The following is a 25,901-nucleotide window of genomic DNA, read 5'->3' on the forward strand; positions in this document are numbered from 1 at the left end:
AGGATCGGTGTTGAACCTGTCAACGCGGATCAGTATAGGAGACGCGGCAAGACAAGAGCGTTACCGCCGGCCCTAATCTTTAAGCCATTAAATTCAAAAGATGACAAAACAGCCAGACCGACACGCCGTCGATCTGACTGTTTCTGAGCAAAACCCGACGCCACTAAACCCGGACGTTACGTCCCGGCAGCGACGAGCGCTGGCTGGTTTCCCAATCCTGCACCAGACCGACGGGGGCATCGGAGGCTGGCAGCATGTTGCGCCCGCGCACCAGATCGCTGGCCCGCTCGGCGAGCATGATGGTCGGTGCGTTGAGGTTGCCATTCGGCTCGGTCGGGAACACCGACGAGTCGATCACGCGCAACCCGGCAATGCCATGCACGCGCAACTCGGAATCGACCACCGCCATGTCGTCCTCGCCCATGCGGCACGATCCACAAGGATGGTAGGTGCTCTCAAGGTTTTCCCGCACGAAAGCGTCGAGCTCTTCATCGGTGTTCACCAGCGGACCTGGGGCTATTTCACCGTCGCGGAAGCGGTCCATTGCCTTCTGGCCAATGATCTCCCGGGTCAGGCGAATGCAGCGGCGGAAGCCTTCGCGGTCCTCTTCGCGTTGCAGGTAGTTGAACTGGATCTGCGGATGCTCGTATGGGTCAGCCGAACGGGCGCGCACATAGCCGCGGCTCTTGGGTTTGTTCGGCCCGGTGAGCACCATGAAGCCGTGTCCCTTGATCGGCTTGTTGCCGTCGTAACGCATGGCGGCAGGCAGAAAGTGGAACTGGATGTCCGGCCAGCGCAAGCCCTTGTCCGAGCGAATGAAACCACCGGCCTCGAAATGGTTGGTGGCGCCGAGTCCATCCTTGAACAGTAGCCAGCGCAAACCGATCATCAGTTTGCTCAGCGGGTCCATTTTGCTGTTGAGGGTCACCGGTTCCTTGCAGCCGAACTGGATGTACACCTCGGCGTGATCCTGCAGGTTCTCCCCTACCCCTGGCAGGTCATGACGCACACTGATCCCGGCTTTGCGCAGGACTTCGGCCGGGCCGATACCGGAGCGTTGCAACAGGTGCGGCGATCCGATCGGCCCTGAAGAAATCAGTACTTCGCGGTTGCAATGAACCTGATGGGTCTCGCCGTTATGGTCATACATGACGCCGACCGCGCGTTTGCCTTCAAGGATGATCTGCCGGGTCATCGCGTGGGTGATCACGGTCAGGTTCGGACGGCCCATGGCCGGGCGCAAGTAAGCGTTGGCCGTGGAGCAGCGCACGCCGTTTTTCACCGTCATGTGCATGGCACCGAACCCTTCCTGCATGTAGCCGTTGCAGTCTTCGGTCTTGATGTAACCGGCTTCGGCACCGGCGTCCACCCACGCCCCATACAGCGGGTTTTTCATGTGGTTGCCGTTGGTGGTGTGCAACGGCCCGGTGCCGCCGCGATAGCCGTCGCCACCTTCCTCGTAATGTTCTGCCCGTTTGAAGTATGGCAGGCAATTGCGGTAGCCCCAGCCCTGGGCACCGAGGGATTCCCACTCGTCGAAGTCATAGGCGTGGCCACGGATGTAGACCAGGCCGTTGATCGACGAAGAACCGCCCAGCACCTTGCCGCGCGGGCAGTGGATGCGCCGCCCGTTGAGGAACGGCTCTGGCTCGGTTTCGTAGCGCCAGTTGTACTTCTTGGTATTCATCGGGATCGAGAACGCGCTGGGCATCTGGATCACCACGCTGCGGTCACTGCCACCGAATTCCAGCACCAACACCGAGGTAGCAGGATCCTCACTCAAGCGGTTGGCCAACACACAACCCGCCGAGCCGGCACCAATGATGATGTAGTCGTATTTTTGCGTAGCCATGGTTATCTCCCGGCTTCCGATTCGTTGAAAACGGGCGACGAGCGAAAGCTCAATGAATCGCCAGTGGTGTATTGCGGAGAGGTTTTCTCGATGTGCTGGATGACGGTTTCTTCGCGCTTGAGGTCGATCGAGCGGCTGAACCAGTAGTACACCAGCCCGGAGACGATCAGCCCGACCAGCCAGGCGATGTCGATGCTGCCCAACGCTTTGGCGAGCGGGCCGACATAGACTTCGCGCTGTTCAACGCCGTCGTAGATGTAGAAGAACGGGATCATCGACACGAAACCGATGGCGTACGCGGCGATGCCACGCAGGCCCCAGCTGCCGTAGATGTTGCCGTGGGGCATGAAGAAGTGCGGGATGGCGTAGCGGCCTTTGCGCACAAAGAAGTAGTCAGTCAGGTTGACCGAGGTCCAGGGCACCAGGAAGTACAACATCACCACCAGGTAGATCCCCAGCACCGACAAGCCTTTGCCCGAACTCTGGATGCTCAGGGCCACGCCCAGTTGCAGCAGTATTACAAAACCAATCGCCAGAATGCGTGCCTTGCGGGTCGGCTTGATGTGCTTGATGGAATCGACGCAGGTCAGCGTGGTCAGTTTCGCGCTGTAGATGTTCATCGCGATCACCGGCAGGAACGCCAGGATGGTGATCACCACCACCGCTGTGCCTATCAGTGGCGAGACGACGTTGCCGACTTGTCCGAGAGCGACCAGCACATCCGTGGAATGCAGATGATCGGCCAGCCAGCCACCCACCGAAATCATCCATGCGCCGGACAACGACGCGCCCAGAAACACCACGGCAATCAGCTTGCCGCTGGAGGTGTTCTTTGGCAGGTAACGCGAATAGTCGGACACGTACGGTGCGTAGGCGATGTTGTAACTGGCCGCCGCGGCGAACTGCGCGATGAAACCGGTCCAGTTGAAACCCAGCGGCGCCGGAGCCACTTCACCAGCAGCCAGTGCCGGCATCACGGCATCGGGCACCCAACCCATCATCACCGCCAGCGTTACCAGGCCGTACAGCGGAATCGACAGGTACAACGCCCATTTGAAGCTGCGGTGCATCCAGTCATGACCGAGGATCGCGAGGATCGCAGCCGGTACCGTCACCGCCACCGCGATCACCCAGGGATCGAACCCGAATAACGTGTGCAGACCCTGCATCATCAACACCAGGTTGACGATGTTGAACCCGGCAAACACAAACAGCGTTGCCAGCAGCACGAGGATCACACCGCGATAGCCGAACTGCGCACGCGACTGGATCATTTGCGGCAAGCCCAAGTGTGGGCCTTGCGAACCATGGAACGCCATGAACAAAGTGCCGAACATGATGCCCAGCGTGCCGGCGAGTGTGGTCCAGAGCGCGGTCAGGCCGACGCTTGGGCCAACGAAGCCGATGGTCATGGTGAAGAAGGTGAAATTGCCGAGGAACCAGAACGGGCCTTGACTCGACAGTTTGTCGGTGCGCTCGTTTTCCGGGATAAAGTCGATCGAATGGCTTTCGACGACAGGTTTACCGTCGAGGTGCGACACACTAGGTGCGGCTTTGGCGTCAGTATTCATGATTGTCTCTTATTGTTGGAAGATCATGACGAGATAACTGCATTCTTTCGGGTGAACGCCCCTGTGGCGAGGGAGCTTGCTCCCGCTGGACTACGTAGTAGTCCCGTTCTTTTCAGGGATAAGGGGGTCGCTTCGCGACCCAACGGGAGCAAGCTCCCTCGCCACAGGTACGGTGTTCACCTGGTATCTTCCTTGGCACCGCTGGACATAAGCCGAAGCTCAGGGCAGCGTGATCCAGACGGCTTTGGTTTCGAGCAGGTAATCGAGCTGCTCGGCGCCCAGGTCCTTGCCGAAACCGGACTGCTTGTAGCCACCGAACGGCATCGACGGATCGAGGGTGCCATGGGCGTTGACGTAGACCGAACCGGCCTTCAATCGTGGAATCAGGCTGTGCACTTTGCCCAGGTCATTGGAATACAGCGCGGCAGCCAAGCCATACACCGAGTCATTGGCCATGGCCAGCGCCTCTTCCTCATCGTCGAACGGTGCGGTGACCAGCACCGGACCAAAGATCTCCTCCTGGACAATGCGCATGTCGTTGCGGCAATGGGCGAAGATAGTCGGCTCGACGAAGAAGCCAGGACCATCGACAGGCTGACCGCCGTATACCAGTTCGGCGCCTTCCTGCTTACCGGTTTCGATGTACTCGGTCACACGCTGCTTTTGCAGTGCCGACACGAGTGGGCCAATGAAACAGTCAGGGTCCAGGCCCGGAGCCATTTTCAATGTACGGGTGTAGGCGATCAGTTCGCGCAGGAATTCGTCGTAGACACTGCGATGAACATAGGCGCGTGTACCGGCATCGCATACCTGCCCCGAGTTGAAAAACACGCCATTGGCGATCGCTTGCGCTGCAGCTGGAATGTCCGCATCGGCCAACACGATTACCGGTGATTTTCCTCCTAGTTCAAGGGTTAGTCGCTTCATTTCGTCCAGCGCCGCGCGCCCGACGGTACGGCCTACCGGGGTCGAGCCGGTGAAGGTCAGTTTGTCAATGCCAGGGTGCGTGGCCATGGCCGCGCCGACCACACTGCCGCGTCCGGAGACGATGTTGATCACACCGTCCGGGATCCCGGCTTCCTTCACCAATTCGGCAAAACGCAGGGCCGACAGCGAGGTCAGTTCAGCGGGTTTGACCACCACGGTGCAACCGGTGGCCAGGGCGGCGCCGAGCTTCCAGGCCATGGTTTGCAGCGGGAAGTTCCACGGCACGATAGCGCCGACCACACCCACCGCTTCCTTGCGTGTATAGGCCAGGTAATTGCCCGGCAGCGAAGGCTCGACGGTGCGCCCGTGCAGCTTGGTCGCCCAACCGGCGAAATAACGCAAGGTATCGACCGTGCCCTGGATATCGACGTCCTTGGCAAACGCTACGGACTTGCCCATGTCGATCGATTCGATTTCCGCCAGTTCTGCGGCGTTCTGTTCAATCAGGTCGGCCAGACGCTGTATCAGTCGCTCGCGTTCGGCCGGTTTGGCCTGACTCCAGGCGCCACCGTCGAATTGTGCGCGAGCGGCTTGCACGGCGCGGTCCAGGTCCTCGGTGGTGCCCATCGGAATGCGCGTGATCAGCCCCTCGGTCGACGGTTCGATGACGTCGGAAGTCTGTCCGTCGCTGGCCTCGACAAAGGCGCCACCGATGAACATTTTCTGGACCTTGCTGAGGAAGGTCTGGGTCGCTTCGGATACACCGAATTTTTGCAGGTACTGCTTAACAATCGTGTCCATTTTCATGCCCTCTGTGCGGCGGTCAGTTCACGCCGTAGCCGTGGTGGTCTCGTTCACGACTTGCCGCGCCTGAGCCCGCTCATGGAAGATGAACCCAATGCTGTTGAGCAGCAGTTGCGCCGCCAGAATCGAGGTCATGCCGCTCGGGTCATACACCGGTGCAACCTCTACCAGGTCCATGCCGACGATGTTGCCTTTGCTGCGTTTGGCCAGGGCTTGGATGATTTCCAGCACTTCGTAGTAGAGGAAGCCACCGTGGCTTGGAGTGCCGGTGCCGGGGGCGATGGACGGGTCGAAACCGTCGATGTCTATAGTGATGTAGTAGTTGATGTTTTGCGGGATCAGCGCCAGCACACCCTCGACGCCGAGACGGCGGACATCACGCACCGAAAGGATTTTCGAGCCGGCAGCATGGGCCGCTTCGTAGTCATCGCGGTTGGAGGACGAGACGTTGCGAATGCCCATCTGGGTCATGCCGACAATGTGGTTCATTTCCGAAGCGCGACGCAGCGGGTTGCCATGGCCGTAGCGCACGCCGTGGCGTTCGTCGACGAAGTCCAGGTGCGCATCGAAGTGGATGATGTGGATCGGGCCACGGCCCTCGAAGGCCTTGATCACCGGCGCGTGCACCGAGTGGTCGCCGCCGAGTACCACGGGCATGACACCGGCATCGAGGATCTTGCGCACGGCGTATTCGGTGTTCTCGTTACTGGTGGCCATGTCGGTGTGCACGATGTCGGCGTCACCGACATCGACCATGCGCACGTCGGCGGCGGTCAGGTACATCACGTCGTCTTCGTGGTCATAGGCGCCAGCGTGGCCGAAGGAGAACAGCGTCGATGCTTCGCGAATCCCACGTGGCCCGAAGCGTGCGCCGGAGCGCCACTGGGTACCCATGTCGTTGGGAACGCCCAGCACCGCGACGTCGGCATCCAGTGCATCCCAATCGGTGCACACCGGGGATTTGCCAAAGGTGCAATGACCTACGAATGGCAGGTTCAGGCGACCGGATTCATAACCGTTATTGGACATTTCAAGCCTCTCCACTTTTTGTTATCGGCTGAGCGGACTGCAAGGCGACCGCCGTTGGAATGACTATGGGCGCAGGTTTTCGTGGAAAAAATGCTAAACATCAGATACTCATATCGGTATTGCCGATGCATCCACACGCAGGAGGTCCAAGGTGATTCAGCTGCACGATGTCGATCTGAAGTTGCTCAGGGTGTTTGCCACGATTGTCAGGTGCGGAGGCTTTAGCGCCGCGCAGGCGGCGTTGAATGCCGGCCAGTCGACGATCAGCGAACAGATGACTCATCTGGAAACCCGGCTCGGGGTCAAACTTTGCCAGCGTGGGCGCAGCGGCTTTCGCCTGACCGAGCAAGGCGTGGCGATTCATGAAGCGACGCAGCGCCTGCTCTCGGCGGTAGAAAATTTCTGCATGGACGCCGACGTGCTCAAACAGCACATCAGCGGCAAGCTCAACCTGGGGATCATCGACACCACCATCACCGACCCCGATTCACCGCTGCCGCGCACCACTCAACGCTTCGTGTCCCGCGGGCATGACGTGCACCTCAACGTGTACGTCGGCACCCCCGCCGAACTGGAAGAGCGGGTGCTAGACGGCCGACTGCACCTGGCCATCGGGCACTTCCCGATCCATGTGCCGGGGTTGCTGCATACCCCGCTGTACCAAGAAGCCTTGGGCTTGTATTGCGGGCGTCGGCATCCGTTGTATGGCAACAAGGCCGAAGGTGATGAACTGCTCGAAGAAATTGCCGCAAGCCGCATTGTCGTGCGCGGCTACATGCAGCAATACGACCTCGAACATTTGGGTGTCAGCAAAGCAGCGGCGACCGTGGACAACATCGAGGCCCTGGCCATTTTGTTGATCTCCGGTGCCTACCTGGGGTTCCTGCCAGCGCACTTCGCCAACCAGTGGATCAAGACTGGGGAGATGCACCAACTGGCGCCGAACAGTCTGCAGTTGGTGTCGCCGTTCGACGTAATTACCCGACGCGGAACAGCACCACCGCCGATCCTCCAGGCCTTCCTTGAGGATCTGGCGGCCAGCTCGCGTAAAACCGTCAAAGGCTGATATCCGCTCGCCACACCCGAGCAGCGCCCGGCATACTCATTGACGCAGCCACCCCGTTCACCACCCTTGCAGGCCCGTTATGCGCATCCACGTCACCTTCATCGACCGCGTCGGCATCACCCAGGAAGTACTGGCCCTGCTCGGTGGGCGCCGGTTCAATCTGGACGCCGTCGAGATGGTGCCACCGAACGTTTACATCGACGCGCCGACCCTCGGCGCCGAGGTGCTGGAAGAGTTGCGCGAGGCCTTTCTCGGCGTGGAGGGTGTACAAGCGGTGACGATGGTCGACATCCTTCCAGGGCAACGTCGAAGCTTGCAGCTCGATGCCTTGTTGGCTGCCAGCACCGACGCGGTATTGGCCGTGGATGATCGGGGTTTTGTGCTGCTGGCCAACCCTGCGTTGATCGCCCTCTGTGGTCGCGAACCGGCCGGCGAATCGCTGACGGCACTGTTTGATGATCCTTCCTTGCAACACACGTTGATCGAACACGGTTTTCGCCTGCCAATGCACGAGGTCAGCCTGGGCGGCCAGACGTTGTTGCTGGACGCCATGCCGATCACCGGCGCCGGCGCCCTGCTAACCCTGTATCAGCCAAACCGCATCGGCGAACGCCTGTCGGCGCTGCACCATGACCATGCCGAAGGGTTCGATGCGCTGCTGGGCGAGTCCCCGGCGATTCGCACGCTCAAGGCCCGCGCCCAACGCGTCGCCACGCTCGACGCGCCGTTGTTGATCCAGGGCGAAACCGGCACTGGCAAAGAGCTGGTCGCCCGCGCCTGCCACGCGATCAGTGCACGGCATGATTCGCCCTTTCTCGCCTTGAACTGCGCGGCACTGCCGGAAAGCCTCGCCGAAAGTGAACTGTTCGGCTACGCCGCCGGCGCCTTCACCGGCGCCCAACGTGGAGGCAAACTCGGCCTGCTGGAACTGGCCGATCAGGGCACGGTGTTCCTCGACGAAGTCGGTGAGATGTCGCCTTACCTGCAGGCCAAGTTACTGCGTTTTTTGAGCGACGGTTGTTTTCGCCGGGTCGGCGGCGATCGCGAGGTCAAGGTCAATGTTCGGGTGCTGAGTGCGACTCACCGTGACCTGGAAAAAATGGTCAGCGAAGGCCACTTTCGCGAAGACCTGTTCTACCGCCTCAATGTGCTCAACCTGCAAGTACCGCCGCTGCGCGAACGCGGCCACGACATCCTGTTGATGGCCAATCACTTCATGCAACAGGCCTGCGCGCAGATCCAGCGTCCGGTGTGCCGTTTGGCGCCGAGCACCTTTGCCGCACTGCTCGGCAACCGCTGGCCGGGCAATGTTCGCCAGCTGCAAAACGTGATTTTCCGCGCGGCGGCGATTTGCGAAAACCCGCTGGTGGACATCGACGATCTGGACATCGCCAGAACGGCGGTAGAGCGGCAAAACGACGGTGAAGTAGGCAGCCTTGAAGAGGCCGTTGAAGGGTTTGAAAAGCATCTTCTGGAGCAGCTCTATCGCAGCTATCCCTCCAGCCGCTTGCTCGCTGCGCGCCTGCAAACGTCGCACAGCGCCATCGCCATTCGCCTTCGCAAGTACGGCATTCCCACCAAATCCTGAAAACAACACACATCTCCTGTAGGAGCTGGCTTGCCGGCGAATGCGGTGTGTCAGTCGCCAAAACGTTGCCTGACACGACGCTTTCGCCGGCAAGCCAGCTCCTACAGGGGATTTATGTTGTGGCTGAAGTGAGTGTTTGCAAATCGCTACAGCGTATCGAATTCAAGACAGCCAACCACAACCCCGTGTTTTCCTGCCCAGCTGCCCTCCTTCCTTTTGCCTGTATTGAATTCAATACAGAAAGCAATCTTCGCCTCTCACAAAAACAAATCAACTCATTGATTTAAAACAACTAACTCACATTGGCACCGCCCTTGCTATCACTCTCCCAACCACGCTCGCTGCGTCGCACGAGCCTGTAAACGTCATCCGCCACCAGCAGCGGATGGGTCTGAACAATGAGGAGCTGTTATGAGTGAATTGCGTTTTACCGTCGATCACGAATGGCTAAGGCTTGAGCAGGACGGCCTCGTCACCGTTGGCATCACGCCGTATGCCCAGCAGGCGTTGGGCGATGTGGTGTTCGTGCAAGTGCCCGAGTTGGGGACGTTCGGCGCCGGTGATGAAGCGGCGGTGCTGGAGTCGGTGAAAGCGGCCAGCAACATTGGCATGCCGCTGGACGGTGAAGTGGTCGAGGTCAACGCGACGCTGGAAACCGCCCCCGAACTGGTCAACGAAGATCCCTTGGGTGAAGGCTGGTTCTTTCGCTTCAAACCGGCCGACGTCGAGGCCATTAACCACCTGCTGGATCAACACGCCTACGCGCGTTTGACCCAGGAATCGGCCGACGCTTGATGCCCCTCAATACCTTCCCGTCATCCACACAGGACACCACCATGTTCAGCAAACACGACCAGATCAAAGGCTACGACGACGAACTGCTGGCGGCGATGAACGCCGAAGACGCACGGCAAGAGCACCACATCGAACTGATCGCTTCGGAGAACTACACCAGCCAACGGGTGATGGAAGCGCAAGGCAGCGGCCTGACTAACAAGTACGCCGAAGGCTATCCGGGCAAGCGCTATTACGGCGGTTGCGAACACGTTGACGTGGTCGAGCAACTGGCGATTGATCGGGCCAAACAATTGTTCGGTGCCGATTACGCCAACGTGCAACCGCACTCTGGCAGCCAGGCCAACGCCGCGGTGTTCCTTGCGCTCCTGCAAGCCGGCGACACCGTGCTGGGCATGAGCCTGGCCCATGGCGGCCACTTGACCCACGGCGCCAAAGTCAGTTTTTCCGGCAAGCTCTACAACGCCGTGCAGTACGGCATCGACACTGCCACTGGCCTGATCGATTACGACGAGGTCGAACGCCTGGCGGTCGAGCACCAACCGAAGATGATCATTGCCGGGTTCTCCGCTTATTCGAAGACGTTGGACTTTCCACGTTTCCGCGCGATTGCCGACAAGATTGGCGCTTACCTGTTTGTCGACATGGCCCACGTTGCAGGGCTGGTGGCAACCGGTCTGTACCCGAACCCGATTCCATTCGCCGACGTCGTTACCACGACCACCCACAAAACCCTGCGCGGTCCGCGTGGCGGCTTGATCCTGGCCAAGGCTAATCCGGAGCTGGAGAAAAAACTCAACGCGGCGGTATTCCCCGGTGGTCAGGGCGGCCCGTTGATGCATGTGATCGCCGCCAAAGCGGTGTGCTTCAAGGAGGCGCTGGAGCCAGGCTTCAAAACCTATCAGGCCCAGGTGATCCGCAATGCCCAGGCGATGGCCAAGGTGTTTATCGACCGTGGATTCGACGTTGTGTCCGGCGGTACCGACAACCACTTGTTCCTGGTCAGCCTGATTCGTCAGGGCCTGACCGGCAAAGACGCCGACGCCGCCCTCGGTCGCGCGGGGATCACGGTGAACAAAAACGCCGTACCCAATGACCCACAATCGCCGTTCGTGACCTCGGGCCTGCGCATCGGCACGCCAGCGATCACCAGCCGTGGTTTCAAGGAAGCCCAGAGCATCGAGCTGGCAGGCTGGATCTGCGACCTGCTTGATCACCTTGGTGATGCCGACGTCGAGGCGCAAATCGCCCAAAAAGCCGCTGCGATGTGCAGTGACTTCCCGGTTTACCGCGACTGATCAGCCACCACTTCCCCCTGTGGGAGCGAGCCTGCTCGCGAATGCGGAGTGTCAGTCAACATCAATGTTGAATGATTCACCGCATTCGCGAGCAGGCTCGCTCCCACAATGGGATTGTGTTTTGACTGACAGGCTGCCGAACCTGCCTCTGCCCTCGAAGAAAGAAAATACTCATGAGCCTATCTGTGGAATCAACCGGCACCACCCCGGCCAAAATGCAAGTCGGCGTCAAACTGCGCGGTGCTGAAAAGGTCGCGCGGATCCCGGTCAAGATCATCCCGACCGATGAGTTCCCGCGCAAACCCGACTGGATCCGGGTGCGCATGCCGATTTCTCCCGAAGTCGACCGGATCAAGCAGCTGCTGCGCAAACACAAGCTGCACAGTGTCTGTGAAGAAGCCTCCTGCCCTAACCTTGGCGAGTGTTTTTCCGGGGGCACGGCGACCTTCATGATCATGGGGGACATCTGCACCCGCCGTTGCCCGTTCTGCGATGTCGGCCACGGTCGGCCGAAACCGCTGGACGCCGATGAACCGAACAACCTCGCGGTGGCCATCGCCGACCTGCGCCTGAAATACGTAGTGATCACGTCGGTGGACCGCGACGATCTGCGTGACGGCGGCGCCCAACACTTTGTCGATTGCCTGCGTGAAATCCGCAAGCTGTCGCCGGGCGTGCAACTGGAAACCCTGGTTCCGGATTACCGGGGACGTATGGACGTTGCGCTGGCGATCACCGCGACTGAACCACCGGATGTGTTCAACCACAATCTGGAAACCGTGCCACGCTTGTATAAAGCGGCACGGCCAGGTTCGGATTTTGAGTGGTCACTGGACCTGTTACAGAAGTTCAAGGTGTTGGTCCCGTCTGTACCAACCAAATCCGGCCTGATGCTGGGCCTTGGCGAAGCCGACGAGGAAGTGATCGAAGTCATGCAGCGAATGCGTGAGCACGACGTCGACATGCTCACCCTCGGCCAGTACCTGCAACCGTCGCGCAGCCACTTGCCGGTCCAGCGTTTCGTGCACCCGGACGTGTTTGCCTGGTTCGCCGAGGAAGGCTTGCGCATGGGGTTCAAGAACGTCGCGTCCGGCCCGCTGGTGCGCTCGTCTTACCATGCGGATCAACAAGTTCAGGGGGCGAAGTCGGTAGAAGGCTGAGGCGTGTCGCCTGGAGAGAAAGTGACGGGCATAAAAAAACGCCAGACCGGTAAGGTGCTAGCGTTTTTTTATACAGAATATGGCAGGGGCGGCTGGATTTGAACCAACGCATGGCAGGATCAAAACCTGCTGCCTTACCGCTTGGCGACGCCCCTGTAGCGGTTGCTACGTGTGGGCGGAAATTTATCAACTTTTGCGCCTTCCGGGAAGCCCCTACTTAAAATATTTTTCTTCTAAAACAGCCACTTAACATTATTCGAGATCAGATACAACGGGCGCCGCTGCAGATTAAACCCGTGGCTGATGACTGGTCACACAGTGAATGCCACCGCCCCCGGCCGAGATGGCATCGATATTGAGCTGCACCACCTCGCGATCCGGATAGAGCTCAGACAGCAGGTCGAAGGCCTTGGTATCGGCCGCTTTGTCCCCGAACTCGGGCGCGATGACCGCCCCGTTGATCACGAAGTAGTTGATGTAGCCGGCCGCGAAGTCCGGGTTGTTTTTGTTGAATTTGCTTTTGCGCGGGTTCAGCGGCGGCGACACGGTATGCACTTGCAGCTTGCGTCCATCGGCGTCCACGGCGTTTTTCAGAATTTCCAGGTGGGCCAGCGTCACTTTGCGGTCATAGGACTCGGGGTCGTTGTCGAGGTTGGCGATCACCACGCCAGGCTTGACGAAACGCGCATAGAAATCGACATGGGCGTCGGTGATGTCTTTGCCTTTGATGCCCGGTAGCCAAATGATTTTGCGCAAGCCCAGGCGTTCCTTCAGCGCTTGCTCGACGTCTGCCTTGCTCCAGTCCGGGTTGCGATTGCTGTTGATCCAGCTGCTTTCGGTCATGATCCCGGTGCCGTGACCATCCACTTCGATACCACCGCCCTCGCCCACCAGTTCGCTGCGCAGGTAACTGGCGTCTGCGTTTTCGGCAACCAAGGCGGCCAGTTTCGCGTCCTTGGCATGCTGCTGTTTGTTGCCCCAGCCGTTGAAGTTGAAGTCTACGGCGCCCAACCCGCCATCCCCGTCGATGACGAAGTTGGCGCCGATGTCGCGCATCCAGATGTCGTCGAGCTGGGTGGTGACGTAGGTGATGTTGGCCATACCGCATAGCTCTTCGGCCAGGCTCCGTTCGTTGCTTCGGCAGAACACCGTGACCGGTTCATAGTGGGCGATGGTGCGCGCGATCAGGCCAAGGGCTTCTTGGACATCGGCGGTGAAGTCCTCCCAGATCGCGTCCTGTGCGCCAAAAGCGATGAAGGCCCGTTGGTGTTTATCGCCTTCATCCGGCATGAACCATGGGCGCCGGGTGGCGGCGTGTACCCACCCCATGGACGCTGCGGCGCCCAGACCGGCGATCACGGAGACTTGTTTGATGAACTCGCGACGCGTCGACATGTGTGAATCCTTGGATAGCTGTTCGTTGTTGCTGAAAAGGTGAAGGCCGGCACCCGGTGCCGGCCGAACGTCACTGAGCAGTGGCGGTCTTGAACTTGGTCCAGGTGCGCATCCGCGCGCGCATATCGGATTGCGGAATGTCCTTGCCCGGAATCAGCCGTGCATACGTGGCGTCGTCGAGGTAAATGTCCGGGTTATTGCGCATGGCCACATCGACACCCGGCCGCGCCTTGGCGCTGGAGGTAGGGTAGCCGGTGAAGTTGCTGATGGCGGCCATGTTCTGCGGACGCATCACGAAGTTGATGAACGCATAGGCGTACTCCGGATGTTTAGCGTCGACCGGAATCGCCATGGTGTCCATCCACACCGTGGTGCCCTCACGAGGAACGCGGTATTGGAACGTGGTTTTCTTCCCGGCGGTGTCCGACGTCCGTTGCGCTTGTGTCATGTCGCCGCTGTAGCCGAGGGACAGGCACAGGTTGCCATTGACCAGATCGGTCACCGGCTGCGACTGGAACTTGCGAATGTGCGGCCGCAGTTTCATCAGCAAATCACTGGCGGCAACGAGGTCCGCGGGCTTGGCGCTGCGTGGATCCCTGCCCAAATAGTTGAGCACCACCGCCAGTACTTCATCCGGCGAATCGATCATCGAGATACCGCAATCGGCAAACCGCGCGGCCAGTTCCGGCTTGAACAGCATGTCCAGGCTGTTGACCGGCGCGTCCGGCATGCGCTGTTTGATCTGCTCGGCATTGAAAGTCAGGCCGATGGTGCCCCACGTGTAGGGAACGGTGGCCTTGCTCGAATGCTCGTAGTGCGAACGGAGTTTCTGCAAACCGGGTTCGACGTCATCCATCGCGGTGAGTTTTGACTGATCCAACGGTTGCAGGCTGCCGGCGCGCATCAAGCGCTCGGCGACGGTGTCACCAGGGAAGATCAGGTCGTAACCGCTGCCGCCGGCGAGCATCTTGGCTTCCAGGGTTTCGCTGCCGTCCATGACGTCGTAGATCACTTTGATCCCGGTTTCAGCGGTGAACTGGCTGAGCGTGTCCTCGGCAAAATAATCGGCCCAGTTGTACAGCCGCAGGGTTTTCTCCTCAGCGTGCAGCGACGGTATCGCGCAGCACAAGGCCAGGCCCAAGGCGCCGAGCAAGTGTTTGTTGGCAATGTGCATGTCAAACCCCTTGAGTGTTCCAGCGAGAATTGAGGTGACGGCCATCCTGGCTCAACAGCGCTCCGTACATGTCCGGACGGCGATCGCGATAAATGCCCCAGCTCAAACGTTCTTCGCGCATGGCAGCGAGGTCCAGGTTGTGTACCAACACGCCGGTGCTGTCGCGGTCGGCTTCGGCCAGCAACTTGCCTTTGTGGTTACAGATAAAGGACGAACCGTAGAAGCTCATTTGCAGTTCGGGATCGGTAGTTGCCACCTCGCGGCCGACGCGATTGGCGGCCACCACCGGCAGGATGTTGGCCGCCGCATGTCCGCGCATGGTCATTTGCCAGTGGTCCTGTGAGTCCAGCGCCGCGCAGCCAGGTTCAGAGCCGATGGCCGTGGGAAACAGCAAGACTTCAGCGCCCATCAACGCCAGGCAGCGGGCGGTTTCGGGGAACCACTGATCCCAGCAGATCCCCACGCCGATGCGCCCGAACACGGTGTCCCAAACCCGAAAACCGGTATCGCCTGGGCTGAAGTATTCCTTCTCCTGATAGCCGATGGCGTTGGGGATGTGCGTCTTGCGATACACGCCCAACAGACGCCCGTCGGCATCGGCCACGCTCAAGGAGTTGAAATACGCGTTGCCGGCCTTTTCGAACCAGCTCAGTGGCAACACAACGCCCAACTCCCTGGCCAGCGCGGCGAAGCGCTTGAGCACATGGCTGTCGCGATATTCTTCAGCCAGCGCCAAATGCTTGTGGCTTTGCTCGATGCAAAAGTACGGCGTGGCAAACAGCTCTTGCAGCAGGATAACCTGGGCGCCCTCGGCCGCCGCGTCACGTACCAACTGTTCGGCCTGATCGAGGTTGTGTGGCAAGTCCCAGGTGCATGGCATTTGCGTGGTGGCAATCGTCAGAAGTGTCATGAGATCAACCCTCCACCGGCCACGCCGGTTGCTGCTGGGTGATGCAATGCACCCCGCCGCCGCCATGGGCCAGATGATTGATCCGCACCGGCACCACTTCACGTCCGGGGAACGCCAGGCGCAGCACGTGCGCCGCAACATCGTCGGCATCAATGCCGTAGGCCGGCATGATAATGGCGCCGTTGGCGATGTAGAAATTGGTGTAGGAGGCGCAGAACACTTCGGCGTCGGTGTCGACAGCATCGGTGGCTTCGTACAACTCGATCATCTCGAAGGTGCGCCCGTGGGCATCGGTGGCCAGCTCCATGGCACGACGGTTCTCGCGCACCACTTCGGCATACACCGAGCCTTGGTCGTGGGTGGCGTCGACCAACAGCACACCAGGACGCGCAAACGCACATACGCCATCGACATGGCCGTCAGTCATATCGCCGGTCACATAGTCCGGATCACCCGGCAGCCAGATGGTCTTCTTCACGCCCAGCAAACGGGTGAAGATCTCTTCCATCTCCGATTTGCTCATGCCCGGGTTGCGATTGGAGTTGAGCAGCACCGACTCGGTGGTGATCAGCGTGCCCTCGCCGTCGACATGGATGGCGCCGCCTTCGTTGCTCAGCGGTGTGCCAAAGCACTGCAAGCCCAGATGATTGAGTGCACGGCGCGCCAGGCTTTCGTCCAGATCATGCGCCGACTTGCCGCCCCACGCGTTGAAGCGCCAGCTCACACCGGCCAGGCCTTGTTGCGGATGGCAGACGAAACTTGGGCCGGAGTCGCGACACCAACTGTCGTTCACCGCTAACGGGATCAGCTCGATGTTGGGGCCGCACAAGGCTTTGGCACTGGCGACAGCAGACGGATCGACGACCATTTTTACCGGTTCGAAACGGGCAATGGCGTTGGCCACACGCGCGAAATCCTCTTGCACCAGCGGTAGTGTGACGCCCCAACCTGATTCCCAGAGTGCCTGATTGTGCGGCCACACCATCCAGGTCGCGGCATGGCGAACCCACTCGGCCGGCATCCACCAACCACTGTTTTGAATTTCGTGCTGCTGCTTGACCTGCTGCATGGTAAAAAGCCCTTTTAGTTAAGCCATTGTGTTCAATGAAAACTGCCTTGGCGGTCTTGGCATGCATGCTACGGCGGCTAAAACGGGCGAACAAACGATGGATTTTGCGCAAAAGTGATTAGGAGTACTTATCAATGCTCAAACACTGGCCCCCGCTTGGCACCCTTCGCGGCTTCGAAGCCGCCGCCCGTTTGGGCAGTTTTCACAAGGCGGCCGACGAGTTGCACCTCACCCAGTCAGCCATCAGCCAGCAGATCCGCAGCCTTGAGGCGTACCTTGAACAACCCCTGTTCTTTCGCAGCGGCCGCAGCGTCAGTCTGACCGACGCCGGCCACGACCTGCTCAGCACCACCCAGGCGCTGCTGCAACAACTGGCCGTCGGCATTCGCCGTCTCGGGCAATACCAGAAACCCAATCAACTGGTGCTCAACACCACACCGGCGTTCGCCCGTCACTGGCTGTTGCCACGCCTGGGGGATTTTCGCCGCCAACATCCAGAGGTGGATCTGTGGATTTACAGCACCGATGAAGTCCCGGATATGACCACCCAGACGATCGACATTGCGGTGCGCGACGACATCAGTTCACAGGCCGAATGCAGCTTCAAAGTGCTGCACGCCGACCGCCTCTTTCCGGCGGGTCACCCAAGTCAATTGGCGCTGCCGAGCGAACAGCGCACCACCCTGCACGGCGAGCGGGAAATGGACTGGAGTCATTGGGCGGTAGAAGCCGGTATCGACGTTGGCCAGAAAGATCAGGGGCTGAACTTCTCCGATCCCGGCCTGCTGCTGGACGCTGCCTGCGCGGGGCTCGGTATTGCGCTGGCCAGCCAGTTACTGAGTCGGCAGGCGTGCACCAACGGGTTGTTGCAACCCTTGGTGGAACACACCATTCGCGGACCGAACTGGGCGTTACTGACCCATCGTGACAGCGAGAACAATGCGCGGAGTTTTAGTGAGTGGTTGGTGAGCGAACTCGATGATGTAACCATTTAATGTCTGTACGCAGACCTGAGTGAGTGCCTCTGAAATGATCCTGCATTCCTTCCTGAGCTATCAATCTGACCTACTCTCTCTATGCTAATCGGGACACTCAAAAAGGAGATTTGATCCGCAGTCGAACGTAAGCCGACGGTCATCGCATTCTTTAAGGAGAAAGACACATGAAACGAGCACGCATGCTGTTCGTGGGTGCGCTGTACAGTGTCATTTCAGCGGTACTACTGGCCGGCTGTGCAGGAAAGGCTGGCACTGCTGTCCCCAGCATCACCGAGACCAAAGCCATCGCGGAAGAAGCCTACATCTACGGCCTGCCACTTGCGATGAACTATGCCGTCATGAACGAGTTCGCACTGAACAAGAACTCCGGACAATATAAAGCTCCGTTCAATCAGATATTCAATGAAACGCGCGTCTTTACCTATCAGGACACCGCCATCGTCACGCCCAACAGTGATACGCCATATTCCATGGTCTGGCTGGATCTGCGTGCGGAGCCAATGATCATTTCCGTGCCCGCCGTCGACAAGAACCGTTATTACTCGGTGCAGTTCATCGATGGCAACACTTATAACTTCGGCTACATAGGCAGTCGCGCCACTGGCACGGAGTCTGGCGCCTATTTGGTCGTTGGCCCGGACTGGAAAGGTTCGATACCTGCCGGGATCGAAAACGTCTTTCACTCGACCACCCCCTTCGCACTCACTATTTTTCGCACCCAACTCTTCAGCCCGGAGGACATGCCAAACGTAGTGAAGGTTCAGGCGGGGTACAAGGCGCAGCCACTCTCGGCATTCCTGAATCAACCTGCCCCGGCCGCTGCACCTGACACTGATTTCCTCCCGGCCACGACCGCGGGCATCAAAGACAACTACTATCAGTATCTGGACGCCGCACTTCAATTCGTACCAGAAACTCCAGCGGATAAAGCACTCCGTGCCAGGCTCGCCAGCATCGGTATCGGGCCAGAAAAGACCGTTGAGTTCAAAGATCTTTCCAGGGAACACAAAGCAGCCATTTTGCTTGCCATGAAGGACGGTGACGCGAAAGTATCAACTTATCTGTCGACAGGAATGAAGGGAATCAATGGGTGGACAGTCGACTCCCTCTTTGGAGACAAAGCCTTTTACAACGGTAATTGGTTAATGCGCGCCGCCGCTGCAAAGGCTGGCATTTACGGCAATGATGCTGTCGAAGCCATGTATCCCCTCACTCACACCGATGCGAAAGGTAATTTACTCAACGGCAGTCAACACAATTACACCCTCACCTTTGCAGCCGGACAGCTCCCGCCGGTAAATGCTTTCTGGTCAGTCACGATGTACGACAGCAAGAGTCAACTCTTGATCAAAAACCCGATAAACCGCTACCTCATCAATTCACCTATGTTGCCCGGCATGAACAAGAATGCGGATGGGTCGCTTACCCTCTATATCCAGAAGGAGCCGCCCTGCAAAGAGTATGAAACGAACTGGTTGCCAGCCCCCGATGGTGCCATCTACCTCGTCATGCGCCTCTATTGGCCGAAGACGTACGCGCCCTCCATACTTCCAGCGGATTCCGGCACCTGGTCACCACCAGCCATTGTGCAGATGCAGTAAATAGCTAACTTCAGCCGTGCGGTTGCGCTGCCATAACAGGAGATTTGAATTGAGCCCTTTTGTCATCGCACTAATTGCTTTTGCATGTGTATTCGGCAGCGCATTGCTGGGTCTTTACATACAGAAGTTGTTGCCGGAACACCACCTGAGTGATGAGTCCATTGCCGTTGTAAAACTGGCGACCGGACTGATTGCGACAATGGCTGCCCTGGTTCTTGGGCTGTTGATCTCGTCCGCGAAAGTTACGTTCGAAACGACCAGCACCGAGCTCACTGTCAATGCGGCCAAGGTGTTTCAGTTTGACCGGGTGTTGGCGAGGTATGGACCCGAAACCCAAGACATCCGTGCGGTGCTCAAGCGCAACTACGCTACCGTGATCGAGCTTGTTGCATCACACGACAGCGCAACGATCTCACAACTCGACAGCCCGGAGGCCATTAGCCGTTCGGACGCTCTCAGGCAACAGATTGATGATTTGAAGCCTGGCAATGATTCGCAGCGAGCGCTCAAGGCTCGTGCGCAACAGATTGCCGATGAAGTGCTAGCTGCACGGTGGTTAACACTGCTGCAAGCTCATGGATCGATTCCCGTTACGTTGTTGATCATTCTCGTCGCATGGCTATCCGTTATCTTCGGCGCGTTCGGCGTGTTCGCCCCCAACAACGGGACGGTCATTGCCGCGTTTTTAACGTGCGCGCTTTCGGCCTCCGCGGCAATCCTGCTTATTCAAGAGATGAACAGACCGCTCGATGGGTTGATCGGGGTATCAGTCGAACCGATGCGCGACACTCTCTCTCGCCTCGGACAGTAACCCAAAAAACGTGCTCCCGAATTTTGTGCACCTTGCGCACGACAGGTCTCCACGTGCGCAAGGTTGCTTCACCGTATAGAGGCGATGGATTACTGATTGGTGCCTGGTATTAGTTCAAACGCGGGGGTAAATGGGGTGATGGCAGCCATCAACTGCGCGAAAGGTTTATGGTCGCCTTCGAATGTAGCTTTGCCGGCCTGGACGAGTTGATCGAAGCTGGCTTTCCTCGCCATTACGCCTTCAAGATCAGAGCGATTAACGGTGATTGTGAGATCGGCATTTTTCGCTTGCTGCCCCTTGATATTAGTCAGCGTCGAATTGCTCAACTCAACCACAAACTGCTCACCATTGTCCGGAGTCTTAAGGTTCAAGACGAAGTGTTGGTCCGCGACTTTGCTGCCGTCCAGGGCGATGCCGAGGTATTCCAGCCACAACTCTGTACTCATGGCGCGGATCAAGTCAGGCCCGGTGGTTTTTGGCGGCACTCCCTTAGGCATGCCATGGCGTAATTCATACGCCGCAGAGAGGAAGCTATTGCGTACACCGGCACTTTCTTTCTGATAGCCGACTTGCTCATAAACATCCGCCAGCAGGTCCTTGGCCTTGCTGTTTTTGGGTTCGGCGTACACCAGTTTATTGAGGATCTCATAGGCTTCGCGGTACTTGCCCTGATCGAACAGGGATTTCCCCTTGGTCATGATCTTGTCTGCGCCACCCATCATTTCTACATACAGCGGTGCCGAATCTTTCGGAGACAGCGGCATCAGCGTCGCCGGGTTGGCATCCCAGTAACCCAGGTAGCGGTTGATCACGGCACGGCTGTTGTGCTCTTCCGAGCCATGGTAGCTATGAGTCGCCCAGTTGTTTTTCAGGCTTTCGGGTAATTTGTAGACGTTTTGAATCTCGTTGATGGTGACGCCCTGATTGGCGGCGTGCAGTACGGCATTGTTCAGGTTGGCGTAGGCATCGCGTTGCGCACGCATGACGTCCTGAATTCGCTCATTACCCCAACGTGGCCAACTGTGGGACGCGAACATCACATCGGCCTGTTGTCCGTAACGATACAAAGCGTTGTTGATGTTCTTCGACCAAACCAGTGGATCACGGACCAAGGCACCACGCAGGGTGTAAATGTTATGGATCGTGCCGGTGATGTTTTCGGCGGCCCAGAATGCCTTGAATTGCGGGAACCAGGTATTCATCTCCGCAGGCGCTTCGGTGCCGGGCGTGCTTTGAAACTCCATTTCCACACCGTCGATGGTCAGGGTTTCGAAATCTTTCGCGATATAGCGATTGGGCTCAATCAGTCCCATGTTGCCAATGGAGGCATTTTTTCCGATGGCCATGTCGACATGGCCATAGGGGCTGTGCGGCAACATCACACCATATTGGAAGAACGCGCGCCGAGTCATGGCATTGCCGGCGTAGACGTTTTCAGCCACGGCATGCTCCATGAAACCTTGCGGTGCGATCAGCGGGATCTTGCCGCTGCGCACGTCGGCTTCATCGACCACGCCGCGGATACCACCGAAATGGTCGGCATGGGAGTGAGAGATCACTACCGCTACAACCGGGCGCTTGCCGAGTTTTTCATTGATGAAATCCAGGGCAGCCTTGGCGGTTTCCTTCGACATCAATGTGTCGAACACAATCCAGCCCGTATCGCCCTTGATGAAGGTGATGTTGGCCAGGTCAAATCCGCGCACTTGGTAAATTTTCTCCGGAACCACCTCATACAGACCGAAGGCCATGTTGAGGACTGCCTGGCGTTGCAGGGACGGATTGACGCTGTCGAAGTCCTTACCTTCCAGCAGGAAGTTATAGCTCCCCATGTTCCAGGCGACGTTTCCGGCGTCAGCCATGATCTTGTTGTAGGTCGGTGCAGCGATGAAGCCTTTTTTCGCTTCTTCAAAGTCGCGCTTGTCCGCGAAAGGGAGTGCCTTGCGCACACCATTTTGCAGTTCGATCGTGTAGGTCGAAGGTGCTTTGCCCTTGCTATCGAAGTGCGCATTTTGTGTTGAGGCCGAATCTGAACTTGCGCCGTTTGCATCCGCAGCAAAAATGGCTGGGCTTATGCCACTGCCAAGCGTGATTGCCAGTGCCAGATGGAAGGTCTTGTTGTACATGGAAGGGTTCCTGCGCCAAAGGGGTGCCAAGAGCGTCAATGCGGTGAATTGCGCCCGATTTTATTTATTGGTTACGCGTCAACTTGACCCGTCTGGCCATGAATAGCATATTCATTTGATTACGAAAAATTCCGTTTTTACGCTTTTCGATAACATAAAGGTTATGACATGACGCCACGCCGCCTACGTCAGTTTTTGGCATTGATTGAACACGCGCACTTTGGTCGGGCAGCAAAAGCGCTGGGGGTTTCCCAGCCGGCATTGAGCAAAAGCATCCAGTTATTGGAGAGCGAACTCGGGGTCACGCTGTTCGACCGACGCACAGAAGGCGTCGTGCTGACTGCGTTTGGACAGCTGCTTCGTGAGAAAAGCCAGCGCTTGTTGATGGCCGAGGAAGACCTGCGACGTGACATCGCCTTGCTGGCGGGAGGCGATGTCGGCGCACTGAAGGTCGCTTTGGGTCCCTATCCAAGCATCGCCAGCGGTTACGCCAGCATCGCGCGATTACACGCCCGGCATCCGCACATCAAGGTCACTGCACATGTCGCCGGGTGGCGTGAGGTTGCTCATCAGGTCGCCACAGGGGCAGTAGATCTGGGGATCGCCGAAATCAGCACGCTAGCCGGCAGGGAGGAATTCACCTGTGAGCTGGTGGGTGAGCATGAAGGACGCCTGTTTTGCCGCCCCGGCCATCCGCTGCTGTCGAAACGTCGCTCACTGACGTTGGCGCAAACACTCGATTATCCGTGGGTGGCCTCGCGCCTTCCTCTGCGGCTGGCCCGCCATTTGCTCCCGGCAACGTTGGGTTGTGCTGGCGCTTATGATGCGGTGACGGGTGATTTTGTACCGGCGATCGAAATAGACGTACCGATGCAAATCGTCAAGTTCGTCGAGACCAGTAATGCGCTGGCCTTGGGGAATTTATCGACCTTTGAGCAGGAAATCATGTCGGGTGAAATCGTACCGTTACCCATCCATGACCTCGCACTGCGTACCCGTTATGGCTTCATCTACCTTAAAGAGCGCTCACTGCCACCCGCGGTAGAGCTTTATATGAAGGAAGTGAGGGCTGTGGAAGTAGAAATTTGTCAGCGTGAAAGCCTTCTCGCCAAGATGAGGATGGAGTGACTTAGGCAGTACACCTGGTAAAGACCTTCACCGATAGCCGCTTTATCTTGCGGCCCCACCTTCCCGCATCGACTCCTGATAATTACAAAATTATTATTTTAATAGCCTGTTGCGTAATATTACGGGTTACGATAATTTTTTACCTAAAGGGTAATGACTTGGGAAAATAATGAAACCTTGCGCAAAAAGCCTGGTGCTCGAACTGCTGGTCGCTAAAAACGGCGTTCCCTTGCAAGTCAAGGAAGCGATCGTCGCGTGTGAGCTATTCGGAATCAGTGAAAACAACGTTCGGGTCACGCTGGCGCGCCTCACGATCGAAGCATTATTAGAAGGTGCGGGGCGCGGTAGTTATCAGTTGGGACCGCAAGCCAAGGACATTTCGGCGCAGCTGTTTGGGTGGCGTAGCGTGGAGCAGCATCTGCGGCCGTGGGACGGTAGTTATCTGATGGTTGCGTGCAATGCCTTGGGGCGCAGTGACCGCAACATCTTGCGCCAGCGTGAACGTGCGCTGCACATGCTTGGCTTCGCGGAACTGGACAAGGATCTGTACGTGCGTCCGAACAATGTCGAGCCTGATGTCGAATCTTTGCGACAACGCTTGATCGAGCTCGGCCTGGAGCCGGCGGCATTGGTTTTCCAGGCCACGGGCTTCGAAGATACGCAAGCGCAGCGAATACAAAGTCTGTGGAACGGCGAGTTGCTTAACGACAGCTATCGCCGTTCTTGCGAGCAACTGGAGAGCTGGGCCCTGCGCGCCGAGCAACTGAAGCTGGATGCGGCCGCACGCGAATCTTTCATCCTCGGCCGAGAAGCCATCCGCCAGATCGTCTTCGATCCCCTGCTGCCACAACCCTTGGTCAATGTGGCGCTGCGCACCGAATTCCTTGCCTGCACCCAACGTTTCGTGGACCACGGCCACCAGATCTGGCGCACCTTTTTGCAACAACCCTCAAGCCCCAACTGACTCATCACCCAGGCCGGCTACAGGCCTTTGATGTCGAGGATAGACATGCATAACAAGACTAAAATCAGCGATATTCTCAGCCGCGACGAAATCAAATCCTTTAGCGAACGCTCAGATTGGTGGGGCGCCTGGGCGGTGGGTTCTACTTGGGGGGTGCTGGCCTTGACCTTTTTGGGGCTGGCCTGGGCCCGCGATTTTTTGCCCTGGTGGGGGTTCAGCCTCGCACTGATCCTGGGTGTGGCTATTATTGCCGGACGCCAGTTGTGCTTTGGGATTTTGCAGCACGATGCCGCGCACGGCACTTTGTTCAAGACCAAATGGTGCAATGACGTACTGGTTGATTGGTTGTGCGCTCGGCCGATCTGGAATGAGCTGCGCAAGTACCGTCCGTATCATCTGACCCATCACGCCAAAACTTCTTCTGTCGACGATCCCGATCTCTGTCTGGTAGCGGGATTGCCTACGACTCGCCGCTCATTGATGCGCAAGTGCCTGCGTGATCTTTCAGGCGTCACCGGCCTCAAGTTCCTGATGGGACGCTTGCTGATGGATGCCGGTGTGCTGCAGTGGTCGTTGACCAGCGATATCCGCCGCCTGCCCCAGGAGGGTCGTCGCTGGTGGGACTATCCACGGACCTTCTTCAAAAACGCCAGCGGTATGCTACTCACCAACGCCCTGCTCTTTGCCGTGTTCTGGATCAGTGGAAATGCCTGGCTATACGGCGTTTGGGTACTGGCCTACATCACACCGTTCCCGCTGTTCATCCGCATTCGCTCCATGGCGGAACATGCCTGTCTGGAATCAAGCCCGGACGTACTTCGCAATACCCGTACCACACACGCCGGCTTGATCGCCCGCGCTTGCGTGGCGCCTATTCGGGTCAACTTTCACATTGAGCATCATCTGATGGCCTCGGTACCGTATTTTCGCCTGCCTAAATTGCATGCACTTTTGCGACAGCGCGGCATCGTACCGGAACCACCCACCTACCTACAGGTGCTCAAGCGCGTGAGCCTGCGGGTTCGCAATGACTGACTGATAAACCGGGGGGTCCAGGGATTTTTGAGGGGGGCTATAAAAGTAGAGGTTCAAGAATGCGACACCGCATTATTGAGCTATACCCAATAGGCCCCCCATGCACTTCTTCCATTACTGGAGATTGGCAATGAAATTCTACACTCCTCTGGCAGCGCTATTGGTCACCGCAAGTCTCTTCGGCTGCACCAGCTCATCAAACCACTCGATGAACCTTCCTTTGGCAGCGACCCACGCGAATCCAGGGAAGATTGCCACTACCACGTTGACCAGCGTGGGCGATCAAACCAACTTTGACTTCTACATCACAGGTGTTCCAACCGGAACCATCATGCCCCCGCGCATCTTCACGTTCATCAACAAAGGCAGCTGCCAGCAACCCGGCGCAGTCGCCTACGCGTTGAACGACAAGGTCAATACTGAACCCAATGCGGGTACCGGTGGGTGGACCTTTTACAGAAGCGCGCCGATAAAAATGCCAGACCTGCTTGCCGGCAACTACTCCGTTCTTCTGCGTACCTCACCCGAGGATGGCAACACCGATATTTTCTGCGGCAATGTCGCGCAAGCGACTAAATGAATTGCCCAGGACAGTGGTTC

Annotated in this window: 22 protein-coding genes and 1 tRNA gene; 13 read left to right on the forward strand and 10 right to left on the reverse strand. The window is 58.2% G+C overall.

Going from position 1 to position 25,901, the window contains the following annotated elements; translation table 11 throughout:
- Positions 1-163: 163 nt before the first annotated feature.
- The 4 genes from betA to speB form a co-directional block, all read right to left on the reverse strand.
- The gene (betA, locus tag ACWGZX_RS02295) at positions 164-1,852 is read right to left on the reverse strand and encodes a choline dehydrogenase (protein WP_452627116.1); all 1,689 of its coding nucleotides are present in this window, start codon (positions 1,850-1,852) and stop codon (positions 164-166) included.
- 2 nt (positions 1,853-1,854) lie between these two features.
- A complete protein-coding gene (locus tag ACWGZX_RS02300) occupies positions 1,855-3,423 on the reverse strand; it encodes a purine-cytosine permease family protein (RefSeq protein WP_452627117.1) in 1,569 nt (522 codons plus the stop codon).
- A 219-nt stretch (positions 3,424-3,642) separates the two neighbouring features.
- On the reverse strand, positions 3,643-5,151 hold the full coding sequence (locus tag ACWGZX_RS02305; protein WP_452627118.1) for an aldehyde dehydrogenase family protein: 1,509 nt from the start codon (positions 5,149-5,151) through the stop codon (positions 3,643-3,645).
- Positions 5,152-5,178: 27 nt separating this feature from the next.
- Positions 5,179-6,183, reverse strand: coding sequence for an agmatinase (gene speB / locus ACWGZX_RS02310; RefSeq protein ID WP_452627119.1), 1,005 nt, complete (start codon positions 6,181-6,183; stop codon positions 5,179-5,181).
- A 151-nt stretch (positions 6,184-6,334) separates the two neighbouring features.
- Here speB and ACWGZX_RS02315 point away from each other — a divergent pair, with 151 nt between their 5' ends.
- From ACWGZX_RS02315 to lipA, 6 genes are all read left to right on the forward strand, one after another.
- Entirely contained in the window at positions 6,335-7,249 is a 915-nt protein-coding gene (locus ACWGZX_RS02315; protein ID WP_452627120.1) for a LysR family transcriptional regulator, read from the forward strand.
- Positions 7,250-7,328: 79 nt separating this feature from the next.
- Positions 7,329-8,837: a sigma-54-dependent transcriptional regulator gene (locus ACWGZX_RS02320; RefSeq protein ID WP_452627121.1), complete on the forward strand. Its 1,509-nt coding sequence runs from the start codon at positions 7,329-7,331 to the stop codon at positions 8,835-8,837.
- A 47-nt stretch (positions 8,838-8,884) separates the two neighbouring features.
- On the forward strand, positions 8,885-9,124 hold the full coding sequence (locus ACWGZX_RS02325) for a hypothetical protein (RefSeq protein WP_452627122.1): 240 nt from the start codon (positions 8,885-8,887) through the stop codon (positions 9,122-9,124).
- 124 nt (positions 9,125-9,248) lie between these two features.
- Complete coding sequence (gcvH, locus tag ACWGZX_RS02330; protein ID WP_223517346.1) at positions 9,249-9,632, forward strand: glycine cleavage system protein GcvH; 384 nt, start codon at positions 9,249-9,251, stop codon at positions 9,630-9,632.
- A gap of 41 nt (positions 9,633-9,673) precedes the next feature.
- Positions 9,674-10,930 (forward strand): serine hydroxymethyltransferase, encoded by a 1,257-nt coding sequence (gene glyA / locus ACWGZX_RS02335; RefSeq protein WP_452627123.1) that lies wholly within the window; start codon positions 9,674-9,676, stop codon positions 10,928-10,930.
- Between the two features lie 173 nt (positions 10,931-11,103).
- Positions 11,104-12,090, forward strand: a complete 987-nt coding sequence (lipA, locus tag ACWGZX_RS02340; protein WP_452627124.1) for a lipoyl synthase — start codon at positions 11,104-11,106, stop codon at positions 12,088-12,090.
- An 80-nt stretch (positions 12,091-12,170) separates the two neighbouring features.
- Here the strand turns inward: lipA and ACWGZX_RS02345 are convergent.
- From ACWGZX_RS02345 to ACWGZX_RS02365, 5 genes are all read right to left on the reverse strand, one after another.
- Positions 12,171-12,245, reverse strand: a tRNA-Gln gene (locus tag ACWGZX_RS02345).
- A gap of 133 nt (positions 12,246-12,378) precedes the next feature.
- A complete protein-coding gene (locus tag ACWGZX_RS02350) occupies positions 12,379-13,485 on the reverse strand; it encodes an agmatine deiminase family protein (protein ID WP_452627125.1) in 1,107 nt (368 codons plus the stop codon).
- A gap of 70 nt (positions 13,486-13,555) precedes the next feature.
- On the reverse strand, positions 13,556-14,659 hold the full coding sequence (locus ACWGZX_RS02355) for an extracellular solute-binding protein (protein WP_452627126.1): 1,104 nt from the start codon (positions 14,657-14,659) through the stop codon (positions 13,556-13,558).
- Between the two features lies 1 nt (position 14,660).
- Positions 14,661-15,569 (reverse strand): N-carbamoylputrescine amidase, encoded by a 909-nt coding sequence (gene aguB / locus ACWGZX_RS02360; protein ID WP_452627127.1) that lies wholly within the window; start codon positions 15,567-15,569, stop codon positions 14,661-14,663.
- 4 nt (positions 15,570-15,573) lie between these two features.
- On the reverse strand, positions 15,574-16,638 hold the full coding sequence (locus tag ACWGZX_RS02365) for an agmatine deiminase family protein (RefSeq protein ID WP_452627128.1): 1,065 nt from the start codon (positions 16,636-16,638) through the stop codon (positions 15,574-15,576).
- A 134-nt stretch (positions 16,639-16,772) separates the two neighbouring features.
- Between ACWGZX_RS02365 and ACWGZX_RS02370 the strand changes: the two genes are divergently transcribed.
- From ACWGZX_RS02370 to ACWGZX_RS02380, 3 genes are all read left to right on the forward strand, one after another.
- The gene (locus ACWGZX_RS02370; protein WP_452627129.1) at positions 16,773-17,633 is read left to right on the forward strand and encodes a LysR family transcriptional regulator; all 861 of its coding nucleotides are present in this window, start codon (positions 16,773-16,775) and stop codon (positions 17,631-17,633) included.
- A 167-nt stretch (positions 17,634-17,800) separates the two neighbouring features.
- Positions 17,801-19,237, forward strand: coding sequence for a DUF1254 domain-containing protein (locus ACWGZX_RS02375; protein WP_452627130.1), 1,437 nt, complete (start codon positions 17,801-17,803; stop codon positions 19,235-19,237).
- 49 nt (positions 19,238-19,286) lie between these two features.
- Positions 19,287-20,048, forward strand: a complete 762-nt coding sequence (locus ACWGZX_RS02380; protein WP_452627131.1) for a bestrophin-like domain — start codon at positions 19,287-19,289, stop codon at positions 20,046-20,048.
- Between the two features lie 89 nt (positions 20,049-20,137).
- Here the strand turns inward: ACWGZX_RS02380 and ACWGZX_RS02385 are convergent, their stop codons facing one another.
- Complete coding sequence (locus ACWGZX_RS02385) at positions 20,138-22,174, reverse strand: alkyl/aryl-sulfatase (RefSeq protein WP_452627132.1); 2,037 nt, start codon at positions 22,172-22,174, stop codon at positions 20,138-20,140.
- Positions 22,175-22,342: 168 nt separating this feature from the next.
- On the opposite strand from ACWGZX_RS02385, the gene ACWGZX_RS02390 reads away from it, so the two are divergent.
- From ACWGZX_RS02390 to ACWGZX_RS02405, 4 genes are all read left to right on the forward strand, one after another.
- Positions 22,343-23,302 carry a LysR family transcriptional regulator gene (locus ACWGZX_RS02390; RefSeq protein WP_452627133.1) on the forward strand — a complete coding sequence of 320 codons (960 nt, stop codon included), beginning with the start codon at positions 22,343-22,345 and terminating at the stop codon, positions 23,300-23,302.
- Positions 23,303-23,495: 193 nt separating this feature from the next.
- Positions 23,496-24,266, forward strand: a complete 771-nt coding sequence (locus ACWGZX_RS02395; protein ID WP_452627134.1) for a PaaX family transcriptional regulator C-terminal domain-containing protein — start codon at positions 23,496-23,498, stop codon at positions 24,264-24,266.
- A 45-nt stretch (positions 24,267-24,311) separates the two neighbouring features.
- Positions 24,312-25,301 (forward strand): fatty acid desaturase family protein, encoded by a 990-nt coding sequence (locus ACWGZX_RS02400; protein ID WP_452627135.1) that lies wholly within the window; start codon positions 24,312-24,314, stop codon positions 25,299-25,301.
- Positions 25,302-25,431: 130 nt separating this feature from the next.
- The gene (locus tag ACWGZX_RS02405) at positions 25,432-25,881 is read left to right on the forward strand and encodes a hypothetical protein (RefSeq protein ID WP_452627136.1); all 450 of its coding nucleotides are present in this window, start codon (positions 25,432-25,434) and stop codon (positions 25,879-25,881) included.
- The last annotated feature ends 20 nt before the right edge of the window (positions 25,882-25,901 follow it).

The sequence above is a fragment of the Pseudomonas sp. CLCA07 genome, assembly GCF_053615335.1.

What these genes read in the sequence shown, in the direction of transcription:
- ACWGZX_RS02365 (WP_452627128.1), bottom strand. Translation starts at nt 16,638, where the DNA reads ATGCAGCAGGTCAAGCAGCAGCACGAAATTCAAAACAGTGGTTGGTGG.
- ACWGZX_RS02400 (WP_452627135.1), top strand. Translation starts at nt 24,312, where the DNA reads ATGCATAACAAGACTAAAATCAGCGATATTCTCAGCCGCGACGAAATC.
- ACWGZX_RS02350 (WP_452627125.1), bottom strand. Translation starts at nt 13,485, where the DNA reads ATGTCGACGCGTCGCGAGTTCATCAAACAAGTCTCCGTGATCGCCGGT.
- ACWGZX_RS02370 (WP_452627129.1), top strand. Translation starts at nt 16,773, where the DNA reads ATGCTCAAACACTGGCCCCCGCTTGGCACCCTTCGCGGCTTCGAAGCC.
- ACWGZX_RS02405 (WP_452627136.1), top strand. Translation starts at nt 25,432, where the DNA reads ATGAAATTCTACACTCCTCTGGCAGCGCTATTGGTCACCGCAAGTCTC.
- speB (WP_452627119.1), bottom strand. Translation starts at nt 6,183, where the DNA reads ATGTCCAATAACGGTTATGAATCCGGTCGCCTGAACCTGCCATTCGTA.
- ACWGZX_RS02305 (WP_452627118.1), bottom strand. Translation starts at nt 5,151, where the DNA reads ATGGACACGATTGTTAAGCAGTACCTGCAAAAATTCGGTGTATCCGAA.
- ACWGZX_RS02385 (WP_452627132.1), bottom strand. Translation starts at nt 22,174, where the DNA reads ATGTACAACAAGACCTTCCATCTGGCACTGGCAATCACGCTTGGCAGT.
- ACWGZX_RS02300 (WP_452627117.1), bottom strand. Translation starts at nt 3,423, where the DNA reads ATGAATACTGACGCCAAAGCCGCACCTAGTGTGTCGCACCTCGACGGT.
- ACWGZX_RS02320 (WP_452627121.1), top strand. Translation starts at nt 7,329, where the DNA reads ATGCGCATCCACGTCACCTTCATCGACCGCGTCGGCATCACCCAGGAA.
- lipA (WP_452627124.1), top strand. Translation starts at nt 11,104, where the DNA reads ATGAGCCTATCTGTGGAATCAACCGGCACCACCCCGGCCAAAATGCAA.
- gcvH (WP_223517346.1), top strand. Translation starts at nt 9,249, where the DNA reads ATGAGTGAATTGCGTTTTACCGTCGATCACGAATGGCTAAGGCTTGAG.
- betA (WP_452627116.1), bottom strand. Translation starts at nt 1,852, where the DNA reads ATGGCTACGCAAAAATACGACTACATCATCATTGGTGCCGGCTCGGCG.
- ACWGZX_RS02375 (WP_452627130.1), top strand. Translation starts at nt 17,801, where the DNA reads ATGAAACGAGCACGCATGCTGTTCGTGGGTGCGCTGTACAGTGTCATT.
- aguB (WP_452627127.1), bottom strand. Translation starts at nt 15,569, where the DNA reads ATGACACTTCTGACGATTGCCACCACGCAAATGCCATGCACCTGGGAC.
- glyA (WP_452627123.1), top strand. Translation starts at nt 9,674, where the DNA reads ATGTTCAGCAAACACGACCAGATCAAAGGCTACGACGACGAACTGCTG.
- ACWGZX_RS02355 (WP_452627126.1), bottom strand. Translation starts at nt 14,659, where the DNA reads ATGCACATTGCCAACAAACACTTGCTCGGCGCCTTGGGCCTGGCCTTG.
- ACWGZX_RS02390 (WP_452627133.1), top strand. Translation starts at nt 22,343, where the DNA reads ATGACGCCACGCCGCCTACGTCAGTTTTTGGCATTGATTGAACACGCG.